This is a genomic window from Kurthia sp. ISK08 (assembly GCF_046159805.1).
Lineage (GTDB): Bacteria > Bacillota > Bacilli > Bacillales_A > Planococcaceae > Kurthia > Kurthia gibsonii.
In genome coordinates this window covers 136230-150468 of the sequence record NZ_JBJXHL010000004.1, presented here as the reverse complement: position 1 = coordinate 150468, position 14239 = coordinate 136230, and the positions used below count along the sequence as shown (strand labels likewise).

Below are 14239 nucleotides of genomic sequence, written 5' to 3'. Positions count from 1 at the left end.
TTTACAGGAGGAACAGATTATGACAATCAAATTAGCAATTAACGGTTTTGGACGTATTGGACGCTTAGTTTTCCGCACAGCTTTAGAGCGTGATGATATTGAATTAGTGGCAGTAAATGATTTAACTGATGCAGCGATGCTTGCACATTTATTAAAATACGATTCAGTACATGGTACACTTCCGAATAAAGTTACATCTGAAGATGACTGTATCGTGGTAGATGGTAAAAAAGTACGCGTTTATGCAGAAAAAGATCCTGTGAACTTACCTTGGGAAGCTTTAGGTGTAGATATCGTAGTTGAATCAACAGGGCTTTTCCGTGATCAAGATTCAGCAGGTAAACATTTAGAAGCTGGGGCTAAGAGAGTAATCGTATCTGCACCTGGTAAAAACATGTCAACATTTGTTATGGGTGTAAACCATACTGATTATGACCCTAAAAAAGACTTTGTTATGTCGAATGCTTCTTGTACAACAAACTGTTTAGCTCCTGTAGCAAAAGTATTAGACGAAAAATTCGGTGTTAAACGTGGTATGATGACAACAATTCACTCATACACAAATGACCAAAAAATCTTAGACTTACCACACTCTGACTATCGTCGTGCACGTGCAGCTGGACAATCAATGATTCCAACAACAACAGGTGCAGCAAGTGCGGTAGCGAAAGTATTACCGAACTTAAAAGGTAAATTAGATGGTATGGCAATCCGCGTACCAACACCAAATGTATCGCTTGTCGACTTAGTAGCAGAATTAAATCAAGAAACAACAGTAGAAGAATTGAATGCGGTACTAAAAGAAGCATCTGAAAATGAATTACACGGTATTTTAGATTATTCAGATGTACCTCTTGTATCAATCGACTATAATGGTGTGACTTCTTCTTCAACAGTTGATTCATTATCAACAATGACTTTAGAAGGTAATCTTGTAAAAGTATTAGCTTGGTACGATAACGAAGCTGGTTACTCTACACGTGTTGTTGATCTAGTGGAATATATCGCAAAACAAGGTTTGTAATAAAAAAGATTAGCCATTACGTGGTAGATTGTATATAATGTATTTTGGAAAAAGGGGAGAAGTGAATAATAACTTCTCCTTTTTTTATGAAAAACACGAATATAAAATTTTAAGGAGGCTTTCTTCAAATGAATCCGAAGAAAACGATGAATGATGTAGAAGTGAAAGGGAAACGCGTATTTGTCCGTGTTGACTTTAATGTGCCAATGGAAGACGGTAAAATTACTGATGACACACGTATTCGAGCAGCACTTCCAACAATCAAGCATTTAGTCGATGAAGGCGCAAAAGTAATCTTAGCGAGTCACCTAGGACGACCAAAAGGTGAAGTAGTTGAGGATATGCGTTTAACTGCAGTAGGTAATCGACTTGCAGAACTTCTAGGAAAGCCTGTACTCAAACTAGACGAATCAGTTGGTGAAACAGTAAAAACAGCTGTTCACAACATGAATGATGGCGATGTAGTACTTCTTGAAAACGTACGATTCCATAAAGGTGAAGAGAAAAATGATGCAGAGTTAGCAAAACAATTTGCTGAATTAGCTGAAATTTATGTGAATGATGCATTCGGTGCGGCTCACCGTGCACATGCTTCAACAGCAGGAATTGCAGAATATTTACCAGCTGTATCAGGTTTCTTACTACAAAAAGAATTAGATGTATTAGGTAAAGCATTATCAGATCCAGAACGTCCATTCACAGCAATTATTGGTGGCGCAAAAGTAAAAGATAAAATCGGCGTAATTGATCATTTACTTGATAAAGTAGATAATTTAATCATCGGTGGTGGCTTAGCTTATACATTTGTGAAGGCTCAAGGTCACGAAATTGGTAACTCACTTGTGGAAGAAGATAAGATTGAATTAGCAAAAGAATTTATGCAAAAAGCAAAAGATAAAGGCGTTAATTTCTTAATGCCTGTTGATGCGGTAGTCGCTTCTGAATTTTCAAAAGATGCTGACTCTAAAGTAGTCGACATTGATGCGATTCCAGCAGACTGGATGGGCTTAGATATTGGACCAAAAACAGTTGCGTTATATGCAGACACAATTAAAAATTCAAAATTAATCATTTGGAATGGACCAATGGGTGTATTCGAAATGGAAAAATTCGCAGACGGTACAAAAGGTGTAGCTGAGGCAATGGCTGAAACAGCTGGTTACACAATTATCGGTGGCGGTGACTCAGCAGCAGCAGTTGAAAAATTCCATGTAGCAGATAAAATGGATCATATTTCAACAGGTGGCGGTGCTTCACTTGAATTTATGGAGGGTAAGGAATTACCAGGTGTCGTTGCGTTAAACGACCGATAAAAAAATTTGACAGACATAGCGAGAATTTTAGCTTGTCTGTCTTTTCAACAACATCACTATCTTAGGAGGATTTTGTCTATGCGTAAACCGATTATTGCAGGTAACTGGAAGATGTTTAAAAAGTTATCTGAGGCTGTACAGTTCGTTGATGAAGTAAAAGGTCAAGTTCCAGCTACTTCAAAAGTAGATGCGGTCATTTGTGCACCATTCTTATTTTTACCAACACTTGTTGAAGCAACAAAAGGCACAGATTTGAAAATTGGTGCTCAAAATATGCACTTCGAATTAGAAGGAGCATTTACAGGTGAAGTAAGTCCATCACAATTAGCAGATGTAGATGTTCAGTATGTTGTACTTGGACATTCAGAACGTCGTGAATACTTCAATGAGACTGATGAAGCGGTTAATAAAAAAGCACATGCTGCATTTGAAAATGGCTTAACACCAATCATTTGCTGTGGTGAAACATTAGAAGAACGTGAAGCAGGTCAAACGGTTTCAAAAGTTTCAACACAAGTAACAGAAGCTTTAAAAGGTCTATCAAAAGAGCAAGTAATTCAATCTGTGATTGCATACGAACCAATTTGGGCAATCGGTACAGGTAAAACAGCTACAGCAGAAGAAGCAAACGAAACATGTGGCGAAATTCGCTCAGCTATTTCAGAAGCATTCGGTGCAGATGTGGCAGACCAAGTACGCATTCAGTACGGTGGTAGTGTAAAACCAGGTAATATTGCAGAATTATTATCAATGGAGCATATTGACGGAGCTCTTGTTGGTGGCGCAAGTTTAGAGCCAGCATCATACCTACAATTATTGGAGGCGGGCGCAAATGGCTAAAGGACCAGTAGCACTCATTATCTTAGATGGTTTTGGATTACGTGATGAAGAATTCGGTAACGCAGTAAAACAAGCACATAAACCGAACTTTGACCGTTACTATGAAAAATATCCACACACACAGATTCTTGCTTCGGGTGAAGCTGTTGGCTTACCAGACGGTCAAATGGGGAACTCGGAAGTTGGACACTTAAATATTGGTGCAGGACGCGTCGTGTATCAAAGTTTAACACGTATTGGAAAAGCGATTAAAGATGGTGATTTCTTTACGAATGTTGCCTTATTAAAAGCAATTCAACACGTAAAAGAGAACAACTCGAAGCTACACTTAATGGGCTTATTATCAGATGGTGGCGTACACAGTCACTATGAGCATCTATTCGCCCTTTTAAAATTAGCAAAAGAGCAAGGTGTGAACGATGTCTATGTACATGGTTTCTTAGATGGTCGTGATGTAGGTCCAAAAACAGCGCTAACATATGTGGAAGAAACAGAGCGTCAAATGGACGAAATTGGCGTGGGTGAATTTGCAACAATTAGCGGTCGTTACTATGCGATGGACCGCGACAAGCGTTGGGATCGTGAGAAAAAAGCTTATGATGCGATTGTAGACGGTGAAGGACTTGTTGCAACATCAGCAAAAGAAGGCATTGAAGCATCTTATGCTCAAGGCACAAACGATGAATTCGTTGTACCATTCGTTGTTGAAAAAGACGGTCAACCTGTTGCGACACTTGACTCGAACGATGCAGTAATCTTCTTTAATTTCCGTCCTGACCGCGCGATTCAATTATCAACAGCATTTACGAATCCGCACTTCGAAGGATTTGAATTAAGTAAGAAACATCCAAAAAATATTGAATTTGTATGTTTTAAGAAGTATAGTGAAACTGTTATCGGTCACATCGCATTTGACGATGAGAACTTAAAAAATACAATTGGTGAAGTAATTGCAGATGCGGGCTTACGTCAATTACGTATTGCAGAAACGGAAAAATATCCACATGTTACGTTCTTTATGAGCGGTGGACGTGAGGAAAAATTCGACCGTGAAAACCGTATTTTAATTAACTCACCAAAAGTTGCAACATATGACTTACAACCTGAGATGAGTGCTTATGAAGTGAAAGATGCATTGCTTGCTGAGATTAATAACGATCATACAGATGCCATCATTTTAAACTTTGCGAATCCAGATATGGTAGGTCATAGTGGAATGCTTGAACCGACAATTAAAGCGATTGAAGCAGTGGATGAATGTTTAGGTGAAATCGTTGATGCGATTCTTGCAAAAGGTGGCGCTGCCATTATTACAGCTGACCACGGAAACTCAGATGAAGTGGTAACACTTGAAGGGAATCCAATGACCGCACACACAACCAACCCAGTTCCAGTGATTGTCACAAAAGAGGGAATCACATTGAATGAAACAGGTAAGTTGAGTGACTTAGCACCAACGATGTTGAAATTACTAGATGTGAAACAACCAGAAGAAATGACAGGAACACCATTATTTTAAAACAGTAGGGAGATTATTAAACATGCCAATTATTACAGATGTATACGCTCGCGAAGTATTAGACTCACGTGGTAACCCAACAGTAGAAGTAGAAGTATTAACAGAATCAGGCGCATTCGGCCGCGCAATCGTACCATCAGGTGCTTCAACAGGTGAATACGAAGCAGTTGAATTACGTGACGGTGACAAAGGTCGCTACCTTGGTAAAGGTGTAACAAAAGCAGTTCAAAATGTAAATGATGTCATCGCACCAGCATTAATCGGTAACTATGCAGTAACTGAACAAGTGGAAATCGATCACAAAATGATCGAATTAGACGGTACAGAAAACAAAGGAAACTTAGGTGCAAACGCTATTCTAGGTGTTTCTTTAGCAGTAGCACGTGCAGCTTCTGAAGTACACGGTCTACCACTTTACAAATACATTGGTGGTGTAAACGGTAAACAACTACCAGTACCAATGATGAACATCTTAAACGGTGGCGAACACGCAGATAATAACGTAGACATTCAAGAATTCATGGTAATGCCAGTTGGTGCTAAAACATTCAAACAAGCATTACAAATGGGTACTGAAATCTTCCACTCATTAAAAGCAGTATTAAAAGAATCTGGTCATAACACAGCTGTAGGTGACGAAGGTGGTTTCGCACCAAACTTAACATCAAACGAAGAAGCATTATCTACAATCATCACTGCAATTGAGCGCGCAGGTTACAAACCAGGCGAAGAAATTCAATTAGCAATGGACGTAGCATCTTCTGAGTTATATTCAGATGAAGATGGTAAGTACCACTTAGACGGTGAAGGCGTTGTGAAGACTTCTGAAGAAATGGTTGATTGGTACGAAGAATTAACAAATAAATATCCAATCATCTCAATCGAAGATGGTCTTGACGAAAACGACTGGGCTGGTCACAAGTTATTAACAGAACGTATCGGCGACCGCGTGCAATTAGTAGGTGACGATTTATTCGTAACAAATACGAAAAAATTAGCACGTGGTATCGAAGAAGGCGTTGGTAACTCAATCCTAATCAAAGTAAACCAAATCGGTACATTAACTGAAACATTAGATGCGATCGAAATGGCAAAACGCGCTGGTTACACAGCAATCATCTCTCACCGTTCTGGTGAATCAGAAGATACAACAATTGCTGACATCGCAGTTGCAACAAATGCTGGTCAAATCAAAACAGGTGCACCATCTCGTACAGACCGCGTAGCGAAGTACAACCAATTACTACGCATCGAAGACGAACTAGGTAAAACAGCTGTTTACCAAGGCCTAAAATCATTCTACAACTTAGATAAATAATTCAAACTAAAAAGAGGAGTGCGCATTTGCGCGCTCCTTTTTTAGTTGGATAGAAGGTGGGGGTGGGGTGATGGATTCCCTTTCGTGGGTAGAATAGTCCCTTTCAAAGTGGTAGATTCCCTTTCGTGAGTGGAATAGTCCCTTTCAAAGTGCAGGATTCCCTTTCGTGGATGGAATAGTCCCTTTCAAAATGGTAAATTCCCTTTCGCGACTAAATCAGTCCCTTTCATACAAACCTCTACCCCCTTCTTCCAATAAATTTTCACCTAAAACGAACAAATTTAAGTCTTTAAATCAATAAAAGCTAGCTTCACAGAGCAAAAAATGGTATGAATAAGTAGAATGAAAGGAGATGACCTGAATGGCATCATTAGAATATTATGTACAAGAAAGTCAAAATCTAGCTGTGTTAGGCGAAACAGCTTCTTATATCCCTGCATTAGATGAGCAGGACCCTTCCCAGTTCGCTGTGTGCTTGATTGATGAAAATGGAAATCAATTTTTAGCAGGCGACACATCAACATCTTTTACCCTTCAAAGTATTTCAAAAGTAATCTCGTTTATTTATGCATGTGAAGAAATGACGCTTGATTATGTTTTACAGTATGTAGACGTTGAACCGACAGGCGATTCATTCAATTCGATTATTCGTTTAGAAAATACGGAGTTTGGTAAACCATTCAACCCGATGATTAATGCAGGTGCGATTACCATAACCTCATTACTTCCAGGACAAAATCGCGAAGAGAAGTTTCAACATCTATGTGACTTTATGGGGAAAATGATTGGCAAACCGGTAAAGATTAATCAAGAAGTGTATGAGTCGGAAATTAAAACAGCGGACCGAAACCGTTCGATTGCGTATTATTTAAAATCGAATCATATTTTACAAGGCGACGTGGAGAGTGTGCTAGATGTTTACTTCCGACATTGTGCAATTGAAGTAACAGTGGAGAGCTTGGCACGTATTGGCTTGATTTTGTCGAATGACGGTGTCGATCCGATTACGAATGAACGCTTCTTCTCAAAAGAGATTTCGAAAGTGGCAAAAGCATTGATGCTGACATGCGGTATGTATAACGCTTCAGGAAAGTTCGCTACATTCGTCGGTTTACCATCTAAAAGTGGTGTGTCAGGCGGTATTTTAAGTGTAGCAGAACATGAGGACTTACAAGGCTTACAAGGAAAAATTGGGATTGCGACATTCGGACCAGCCATTGATCCAATCGGAAATAGTGTGGCGGGAATTGAATTTTTAAAACGTATTTCTATTGAATATGATTTAAGTATATTCTAAATAATTTACATTTATCGCTATGTACAAAGCGAAGTTCATGTTAAAATGGAAGTATCATTGTATTCGTGTGAAATAGCAGGACATTGTCAATTGAACAATGTTGTCGTGTTTTTTGATTCAGGAGGTGGAATGTATGCATACAGCAATTCTAGTTGCATTATTAATTGTATCAGTCGCATTAATTATCGTGGTTTTATTACAATCTAGTAAAAGTGCAGGTCTTTCAGGAGCCATCTCAGGTGGTGCTGAGCAACTTTTTGGTAAACAAAAAGCGCGTGGTATGGACCTAGTGTTACACCGTATCACCATTGTACTTTCAGTTATTTTCTTTGTTTTAGCAATCGCTATCGCAAAATTTTAATGAACAGATGATAACCGTCTAACCACCATGAGGTTAGGCGTTTTCTGTTATATATTGGAGGTTTGTGCTATGAAGATTTCATTACCAAAGCCGTTTTTCTTTGAAGGAGGTCCACGTGCAGTTCTACTGTTACATGGATTTACAGGGAATTCAGCCGATGTCCATATGCTTGGACGTTTTTTACAAAAGAATGGTTATACAACGATGGCTCCGCATTATAAAGGCCACGGGACATCTCCAGAAGAATTAATTCATACAGGACCTGCAGATTGGTGGGCGGATGTACAGAATGCGTACCAATCTTTACAAGAACAGGGGTATGAAGAAATTGCCGTCGCAGGACTTTCACTTGGTGGCGTATTTTCGCTAAAATTGGGTTATACAGCTCCATTAAAGGGAATCGTCACGATGTGTGCTCCAATGTCGATGCGTACAACTGAAAAAATGTTTGAAGGTGTGTTAAAATATGCCTATGATTTTGGGCGAGCACATGCTTATACAGAAGATGAGCAAAAAGCATTACAACAGCATTTAAAAGAGCAGGGAATGCCGTCACTACAAGAGTTACGTCAATTAATCATTCAAGTACGTGAACAAGTAGATGAGATTTATGCCCCAATCTTTGTGGCGCAAGCAAGTAAAGATGAGGTCATCGATATTCACTCTGCACAATATATTTATGACACAGTCGAATCCAATGACAAAACGATTAAATGGTATGAGAATTCAGGTCATGTCATTACATTAGATCAGGAAAGAAAAGAGTTACAGCAAGATATTTTGGACTTCTTGAATACATTAGATTGGTCCGAATAATCGAATACAAACATGCTGTACAAGGAGGGAAGATTTATGAATTTTGAACAACAAATACTCACGCTGATGAAACAAGAGGACTATAAGCCTTCAACGGTTTCAGAAATCGAGGATCAGCTGGGGCTAACAGATGCCGAGGACTTTAAAGAATTGGTCAAAGCATTTGTAAAACTAGAGGAACAAGGACGCATCGTTCGCTCAGGACAAGATCGCTATGGTTTACCAATTCAAATGAATCAAGTACGTGGACGCTTCATCGGACACGCGAAAGGATTCGGATTTGTAGCACCAGAAGAAGAAGGTATGGATGATATTTTCATTCCACCAACTGCCACAAATGGCGCGCTAAATACAGATACCGTATTAGTGAACATCTCGAAATTAAAATCAGGAGATCGTCGTGAAGGTGAAGTTGTAGAAATCATTGAGCGTGGAAACTCAACAATCGTTGGGGAATTCCAAGCGAATCGTGGTTTCGGCTTCGTTGTACCAGATGATAAAAAATTTGGCACAGATATTTTCATTGCGAAAAACCATACACTCGGTGCAGTAGACGGACATAAAGTCGTCGTTGAAATTACAGAATGGCCAGATGGTCGTCATTCAGCAGCGGGGATTGTAACAGCGATTTTAGGGCATAAAAATGACCCAGGTGTCGATATTTTATCGATTATTCACAAGCACAATATCGATGTGGATTTCCCGCAAGAAGTATTAGATGCCGCAAAAGCAATTCCAGATACAGTTCAACCACAAGATTTAGAAGGTCGTCGTGATTTACGTGACCAACTGATTGTGACAATTGACGGTGAAACAGCGAAAGACTTAGATGACGCTGTAACGGTAACGAAAAATGATGATGGCACGTATAAATTAGGTGTACACATCGCAGACGTTAGTCACTATGTAACAGATGGTTCACCACTTGATCGTGAAGCGTATGACCGCGCAACAAGTGTCTATTTAACTGACCGTGTGATTCCAATGATTCCACACCGTTTATCGAACGGTATTTGTTCATTGAATCCACAAGTAGACCGTCTGACATTGTCATGTGAAATGACAATCAATGCACAAGGGATTGTCGTGGATCACGAAATTTTTGAGAGTGTCATTAACACAACAGAACGTATGACGTACACAGATGTGTATAAAATTTTAGAAGAAAAAGACGAAGCACTAATTAAACGCTACGAATCGTTAGTACCGATGTTTGAACATATGAAAGAATTATCGGCTATTTTACGAAATCGTCGTGAAAAACGTGGTGCAGTAGATTTTGACTTCAAAGAATCAGCAGTTGTCGTAGATGAAAAAGGATGGCCAGTTGATGTAGTTATTCGTGAGCGTACAGTGGCAGAGAAGTTGATCGAAGACTTCATGTTAGCAGCAAATGAAACAGTGGCAGAACATGTATTCAACATGAAATTACCATTCATCTATCGTATTCACGAAGATCCAAAACCTGAGAAGTTACAACGTTTCTTCGAGTTTATTACAAACTTCGGTATCCTTGTAAAAGGTAAGGGAGATACAGTGGATCCAAAAGCTTTACAACAGATTTTAGAGTCGGTAGAAGGACAACCTGAATACCCCGTAATCTCTACAATGATGTTACGCTCGATGCAGCAAGCGAAGTATAGCCCAGAATCACTTGGACACTTTGGTTTATCAACAGAATTCTATACGCACTTCACATCACCAATTCGTCGTTACCCTGACTTAATTGTGCATCGTCTATTACGCACATACGTTATTAATAAAGACACATCAGGTAAAACGATTGCGTATTGGGGCGCACATATGGAAGAAATCGCAAACCATACGTCAGAACGTGAACGCCGTGCAGTAGATGCAGAACGTGATACAGAATCGATTAAAAAAGCACAGTACATGTCAGATAAAATCGGTGAAGAGTTTGAAGGCATCGTAAGCTCGGTAACGAACTTCGGTATGTTCATCGAACTTGAAAATACGATTGAAGGACTTGTGCATAATAGTAATCTAACAGATGACTACTACAACTTTGACGAGCGTACAATGTCGATGATCGGCGAACGTACAGGACGTATCTTCCGCATTGGTGACAAAGTGAAAGTTAAAGTACATGATGTGAACTTAGAAGAATCATCTGTCGACTTTATCGTTGTCGGTATGCCAGCGCCACGTGCGAAATCAGGCAGACCAACACGTGTCATTACAGCAGGTGGACGCGGTGCGAAGAAGAAGTCTGAAGGACAAAAAAATAGTGGTAGTTCAAAATCTCGCCGTACACCGAGTGGTCCAAAAGTGAACGGTAAAACCCGTAAACAAGAACGCAAACGCAGTACGGAAGGCGAACCGAAAAAAGCGCATAAAGGCAAAAAGTTCTACGAGAGCATTGCCAAGCAACAGAAGAAAAAAGGACGTAAAAAGAAAAAATAACGAGCACAACCCTCCTGACAAGTCATTTGTCAGGAGCAGCTCACATTTGAGGTGGTACACATGGCAAAGGGTGCAGGAAAAGTCGTTGCACAAAACAAAAAAGCAAATCACGATTATGCGATTGAAGAAACGATTGAAGCAGGCATTGTCCTAACGGGTACTGAGATTAAGTCAATCCGTAAGGGGAAAGTACAGTTGAAAGATTCCTACGTGCTTATTCGTAACGGTGAAGCATTCATTTCAAATATGCACATTAGCCCATTTGAACAAGGGAATATCTTCAATCATGACCCATTACGCACACGTAAACTCTTATTACACCGCAAACAGATTGACCAACTAAACTTAGACGTAAAACGTGACGGTTACACAATTGTCCCATTGAAAATGTACTTAAAAGACGGTTTTGCTAAACTATTAATCGGTACAGGTAAAGGGAAAAAGACATACGATAAACGCCACGACCTAAAAGCAAAAGAAGCAAAACGAAACATGGATCGAGCAATTAAAGCGAAAAATCAATACTAACAGGCATTTTCCTTGAAGTTTGACCATTTTTGTCATATAATATTCAAGTAATCAAGCCAGTATCAGATTCGTTCTGATTCTACAGTTGCCACTTCGCAACTGTATCCCGAATGAACCTTGATCATCCAATTTGCACTCTGAGAAGGCACACGCTTTCTACTGACGATGTTGCCCATTGGATGAAAAATTCACAATCACCCAATACCAGCTGTAGGAATGGATAGATGAAATGCCCAGTGCAAATCATATGGAAATCCTGACATGTGGAAGTAGATTAGAACGGACGTATGAGTAACTTGTGGTGTATCTGCACTATGAAGAAATCGTATAGAAGTTCTGAGATATAGAAGCAAGAGAAGGCAGCTGACAAAGTATTGCGTAGTAGATTGGAATTTATATCAGGGGGACGTTACGGATTCGACAGGGATATCTCGGCTTAGGTTGCGCGTCGGAGGTCTCGGCTTCGTCACCAACGGAAGTTATATAATAACTGGCAAAACAAACAACAACTTAGCTTTCGCAGCCTAGTCTGCTGAAACTGCCTATCTACCCTATCGCCCATGTAGCGTAGTTTAGGCTCACTTATAGTGGGATACGCTGTTAGGTGCCACCTTAGTCTAACAGAAGAGATTTCAAGGTTAGCGTACACGACGCCTGTTTGTCGGCATACTGTCACGTGAACTTGCAAGTAGACAAACTACACGCGTAGAAGCTTAAGTACTGGAGTTTCTGGACGCGGGTTCGACTCCCGCCGTCTCCATAAGACGAAATCATATGATTTCAATAAGTGTGAAAAGCCTTGTATATCAAGGCTTTTTCTTTTTGCTTATATCCTGGAGTGGCATTTAATTTCAACAAATGGCATTTAATATGGCATTTAAAAATCCATGTATTTTGTAAACTTTTGAATTGCTTCATCTTTAGCTTTTTTCGTTACGTGTGTGTAGATATCCATTGTTGTTTTAACGTCCGAATGCCCCAATCGATCTTGAACTTCCTTTAAGCTAGCACCTGCTTCAAATAACAGGCTACAATGCGTATGGCGCAATTTGTGTGTACTTATTTGTTTTAGGTTATATTTCTTTTGAACATGTAATATCCACTTTCTTGTCTTTGTTGGTTGCAAGAATTCGTTATATTCATTACTAAATACAAGTTGTTTAGGTTTTAAGGTGTTATAGCCTAAAACTAAATAATCTTGTTTTTGTTTTTATTCCATTCGTTTAATATATCCATTGTCTTTTTATCCATTTTGATAGTTCGAATGGAACTTTTTCTTTTTGTCGTTTTGATATAAAGACGATTATTTACACCATGTGATAAGGCTTTATTGATTCGAATTTCGTTATCTTTGAAATTAATATCATTCCAAGTCAGTGCAAGCGCTTCACCTTTCCGCATTCCGCTATATGCTAATAATCTAAATAAGGTATAAGCTTTGAAATTACTTTCCTTTTCGAAACATTCTAAGAATACCTTTAATTCTTCTCTTGTATAGAAATTAACCTCAGCATCTTCTTCTGGAGATGGTTCAATATTAACAGGCATTGTAACGAGTTTCATCGGATTACTTGATATTACGCCTAAAGTAATTGCATAGTCTAAAACTTTTGAAGCGTATGCCTTGACCATGCGGAACTTTTTTAATTTATTGAACCATTCATTTACGTGTTTTTGACAAACTTGAACATTGATTTTATCTACTTTGTAGTTACTCATGGATGGTAAGATGTGATTTTTGAAAATACCTGTTGTCTTTACAAACGTACTTTCTTGAACAGTGTTTTTATATTGTTCAATCCATAGTTCATAAATGTCGTTATAGGTATCAATAGACTTCTTCCGAAAGTCTCCTCTTTCTATTTCAAGCTGTATACGTAATAAAGCTACTTGTGCTTCCTTTTTTGTTTTAAAACCGCTTCGGGTAGTCTTTATTCTTTTTCCAGTAAGAGGGTCTGTACCAATATAAATTTGAAACTTATAAAGCTTTTTATTATTTTTCGTATAACTTTGAATCGTTGCCATAAATATTCCTCCTTTTTATTCGCTTGTGGGGGCAAGAGTTGTAAAAGGAGATAAATTTTTTTATATGATAAAAATAAGTTTTAAAATTTGTAAAGCTCGCTCTTTTTCTTCATGTGATAAAACTTTGTTATTTATACTTATATTTTCTAAAGAAAAAATATTTTCTAAATCGAATGTCTTTTTAAGGTATAAATCATCATAAATTTCTACTTGTTTAATTATTTCATTTAACTCAGCAAGACTTTTTCTAATTTCTTTAATCTTTAAAATTTCATTGTATATACTATCATGAATACTAGCTATTTCTAGAGATATATTGGCGAATTCTTCAGATGATTTATCCTGCGCAGATGAACTCTGCTCAAGTATTTCTAAATCCTTTTTCAGTTTTTCTAAAACTTTTAATGATAATTCTAATTTTATGCTTAGATTTTGGGTTTTTTCGATTATAAAGTTTGTATTCGAGCTTTCAAGTAAATTTTTGTACGTAGTATTACCTAAACTGGCAATAATATGGAGTCTCTCAACTCCAGGTATACTTTTATCATTTTCCCATTTTGAAACAAGACTTTTATTTGCTCCATCTACTAATTCACCAAATTCCTCCATGTTTATTCCTAAACTTAAACGAATCTCCTTTATCTTTTTACCTAATGTTAAACCCATAAAAACTCTCCTTATTATAATTTTGTATTCTAGTGTCATATAGTGTCGAGAAAAACATTTACAGTGTCATAAAGTTTCATTTAATATAAAAGTGTCAAATAGTATCAT

12 protein-coding genes, 1 other RNA gene and 1 pseudogene are annotated in these 14239 nt (G+C 38.3%); 11 read left to right on the top strand and 3 right to left on the bottom strand.

From position 1 onward, the window contains the following. Positions 1 to 19: 19 nt before the first annotated feature. The 11 genes from gap to ssrA all read left to right on the top strand — a co-directional run bounded on the left by gap (position 20) and on the right by ssrA (position 12203). Complete coding sequence (gap, locus tag ACKVQX_RS09460) at positions 20 to 1024, top strand: type I glyceraldehyde-3-phosphate dehydrogenase (protein ID WP_338838187.1); 1005 nt, start codon at positions 20 to 22, stop codon at positions 1022 to 1024. Positions 1025 to 1152: 128 nt separating this feature from the next. Further along, positions 1153 to 2337 carry a phosphoglycerate kinase gene (locus ACKVQX_RS09455; protein WP_068451241.1) on the top strand — a complete coding sequence of 395 codons (1185 nt, stop codon included), beginning with the start codon at positions 1153 to 1155 and terminating at the stop codon, positions 2335 to 2337. A gap of 78 nt (positions 2338 to 2415) precedes the next feature. Beyond that, positions 2416 to 3177, top strand: a complete 762-nt coding sequence (gene tpiA, locus ACKVQX_RS09450; protein ID WP_068451244.1) for a triose-phosphate isomerase — start codon at positions 2416 to 2418, stop codon at positions 3175 to 3177. Beyond that, positions 3170 to 4696: a 2,3-bisphosphoglycerate-independent phosphoglycerate mutase gene (gene gpmI, locus ACKVQX_RS09445; RefSeq protein WP_285215380.1), complete on the top strand. Its 1527-nt coding sequence runs from the start codon at positions 3170 to 3172 to the stop codon at positions 4694 to 4696. The genes tpiA and gpmI overlap by 8 nt, the downstream gene beginning before the upstream one ends. A gap of 22 nt (positions 4697 to 4718) precedes the next feature. Then, positions 4719 to 6014 carry a phosphopyruvate hydratase gene (gene eno / locus ACKVQX_RS09440; RefSeq protein WP_409136257.1) on the top strand — a complete coding sequence of 432 codons (1296 nt, stop codon included), beginning with the start codon at positions 4719 to 4721 and terminating at the stop codon, positions 6012 to 6014. Between the two features lie 361 nt (positions 6015 to 6375). Next, positions 6376 to 7311: a glutaminase A gene (glsA, locus tag ACKVQX_RS09435; protein WP_068451252.1), complete on the top strand. Its 936-nt coding sequence runs from the start codon at positions 6376 to 6378 to the stop codon at positions 7309 to 7311. Positions 7312 to 7444: 133 nt separating this feature from the next. After that, complete coding sequence (gene secG, locus ACKVQX_RS09430; RefSeq protein WP_068451255.1) at positions 7445 to 7672, top strand: preprotein translocase subunit SecG; 228 nt, start codon at positions 7445 to 7447, stop codon at positions 7670 to 7672. Positions 7673 to 7741: 69 nt separating this feature from the next. After that, positions 7742 to 8488, top strand: coding sequence for an alpha/beta hydrolase (locus tag ACKVQX_RS09425; protein ID WP_409136256.1), 747 nt, complete (start codon positions 7742 to 7744; stop codon positions 8486 to 8488). A gap of 36 nt (positions 8489 to 8524) precedes the next feature. Next, positions 8525 to 10912: a ribonuclease R gene (rnr, locus tag ACKVQX_RS09420; protein ID WP_409136255.1), complete on the top strand. Its 2388-nt coding sequence runs from the start codon at positions 8525 to 8527 to the stop codon at positions 10910 to 10912. A gap of 60 nt (positions 10913 to 10972) precedes the next feature. Beyond that, positions 10973 to 11440 (top strand): SsrA-binding protein SmpB, encoded by a 468-nt coding sequence (gene smpB / locus ACKVQX_RS09415; RefSeq protein WP_068451263.1) that lies wholly within the window; start codon positions 10973 to 10975, stop codon positions 11438 to 11440. A gap of 402 nt (positions 11441 to 11842) precedes the next feature. Further along, positions 11843 to 12203, top strand: a transfer-messenger RNA (tmRNA) gene (ssrA, locus tag ACKVQX_RS09410). Positions 12204 to 12428: 225 nt separating this feature from the next. Here the strand turns inward: ssrA and ACKVQX_RS09405 are convergent. The 3 genes and pseudogenes from ACKVQX_RS09405 to ACKVQX_RS09395 all read right to left on the bottom strand — a co-directional run. Then, positions 12429 to 12566: pseudogene (locus ACKVQX_RS09405) on the bottom strand (tyrosine-type recombinase/integrase); the annotation flags it as partial. Between the two features lie 62 nt (positions 12567 to 12628). Then, complete coding sequence (locus ACKVQX_RS09400; RefSeq protein WP_409136254.1) at positions 12629 to 13465, bottom strand: site-specific integrase; 837 nt, start codon at positions 13463 to 13465, stop codon at positions 12629 to 12631. Positions 13466 to 13525: 60 nt separating this feature from the next. Then, positions 13526 to 14131, bottom strand: coding sequence for a helix-turn-helix domain-containing protein (locus ACKVQX_RS09395; protein ID WP_409136253.1), 606 nt, complete (start codon positions 14129 to 14131; stop codon positions 13526 to 13528). Between the last annotated feature and the right edge of the window lie 108 nt (positions 14132 to 14239).

Coding starts and splice junctions, on each gene's coding strand:
- gap (WP_338838187.1), top strand. CDS start 20: ATGACAATCAAATTAGCAATTAACGGTTTTGGACGTATTGGACGCTTA.
- ACKVQX_RS09455 (WP_068451241.1), top strand. CDS start 1,153: ATGAATCCGAAGAAAACGATGAATGATGTAGAAGTGAAAGGGAAACGC.
- tpiA (WP_068451244.1), top strand. CDS start 2,416: ATGCGTAAACCGATTATTGCAGGTAACTGGAAGATGTTTAAAAAGTTA.
- gpmI (WP_285215380.1), top strand. CDS start 3,170: ATGGCTAAAGGACCAGTAGCACTCATTATCTTAGATGGTTTTGGATTA.
- eno (WP_409136257.1), top strand. CDS start 4,719: ATGCCAATTATTACAGATGTATACGCTCGCGAAGTATTAGACTCACGT.
- glsA (WP_068451252.1), top strand. CDS start 6,376: ATGGCATCATTAGAATATTATGTACAAGAAAGTCAAAATCTAGCTGTG.
- secG (WP_068451255.1), top strand. CDS start 7,445: ATGCATACAGCAATTCTAGTTGCATTATTAATTGTATCAGTCGCATTA.
- ACKVQX_RS09425 (WP_409136256.1), top strand. CDS start 7,742: ATGAAGATTTCATTACCAAAGCCGTTTTTCTTTGAAGGAGGTCCACGT.
- rnr (WP_409136255.1), top strand. CDS start 8,525: ATGAATTTTGAACAACAAATACTCACGCTGATGAAACAAGAGGACTAT.
- smpB (WP_068451263.1), top strand. CDS start 10,973: ATGGCAAAGGGTGCAGGAAAAGTCGTTGCACAAAACAAAAAAGCAAAT.
- ACKVQX_RS09400 (WP_409136254.1), bottom strand. CDS start 13,465: ATGGCAACGATTCAAAGTTATACGAAAAATAATAAAAAGCTTTATAAG.
- ACKVQX_RS09395 (WP_409136253.1), bottom strand. CDS start 14,131: ATGGGTTTAACATTAGGTAAAAAGATAAAGGAGATTCGTTTAAGTTTA.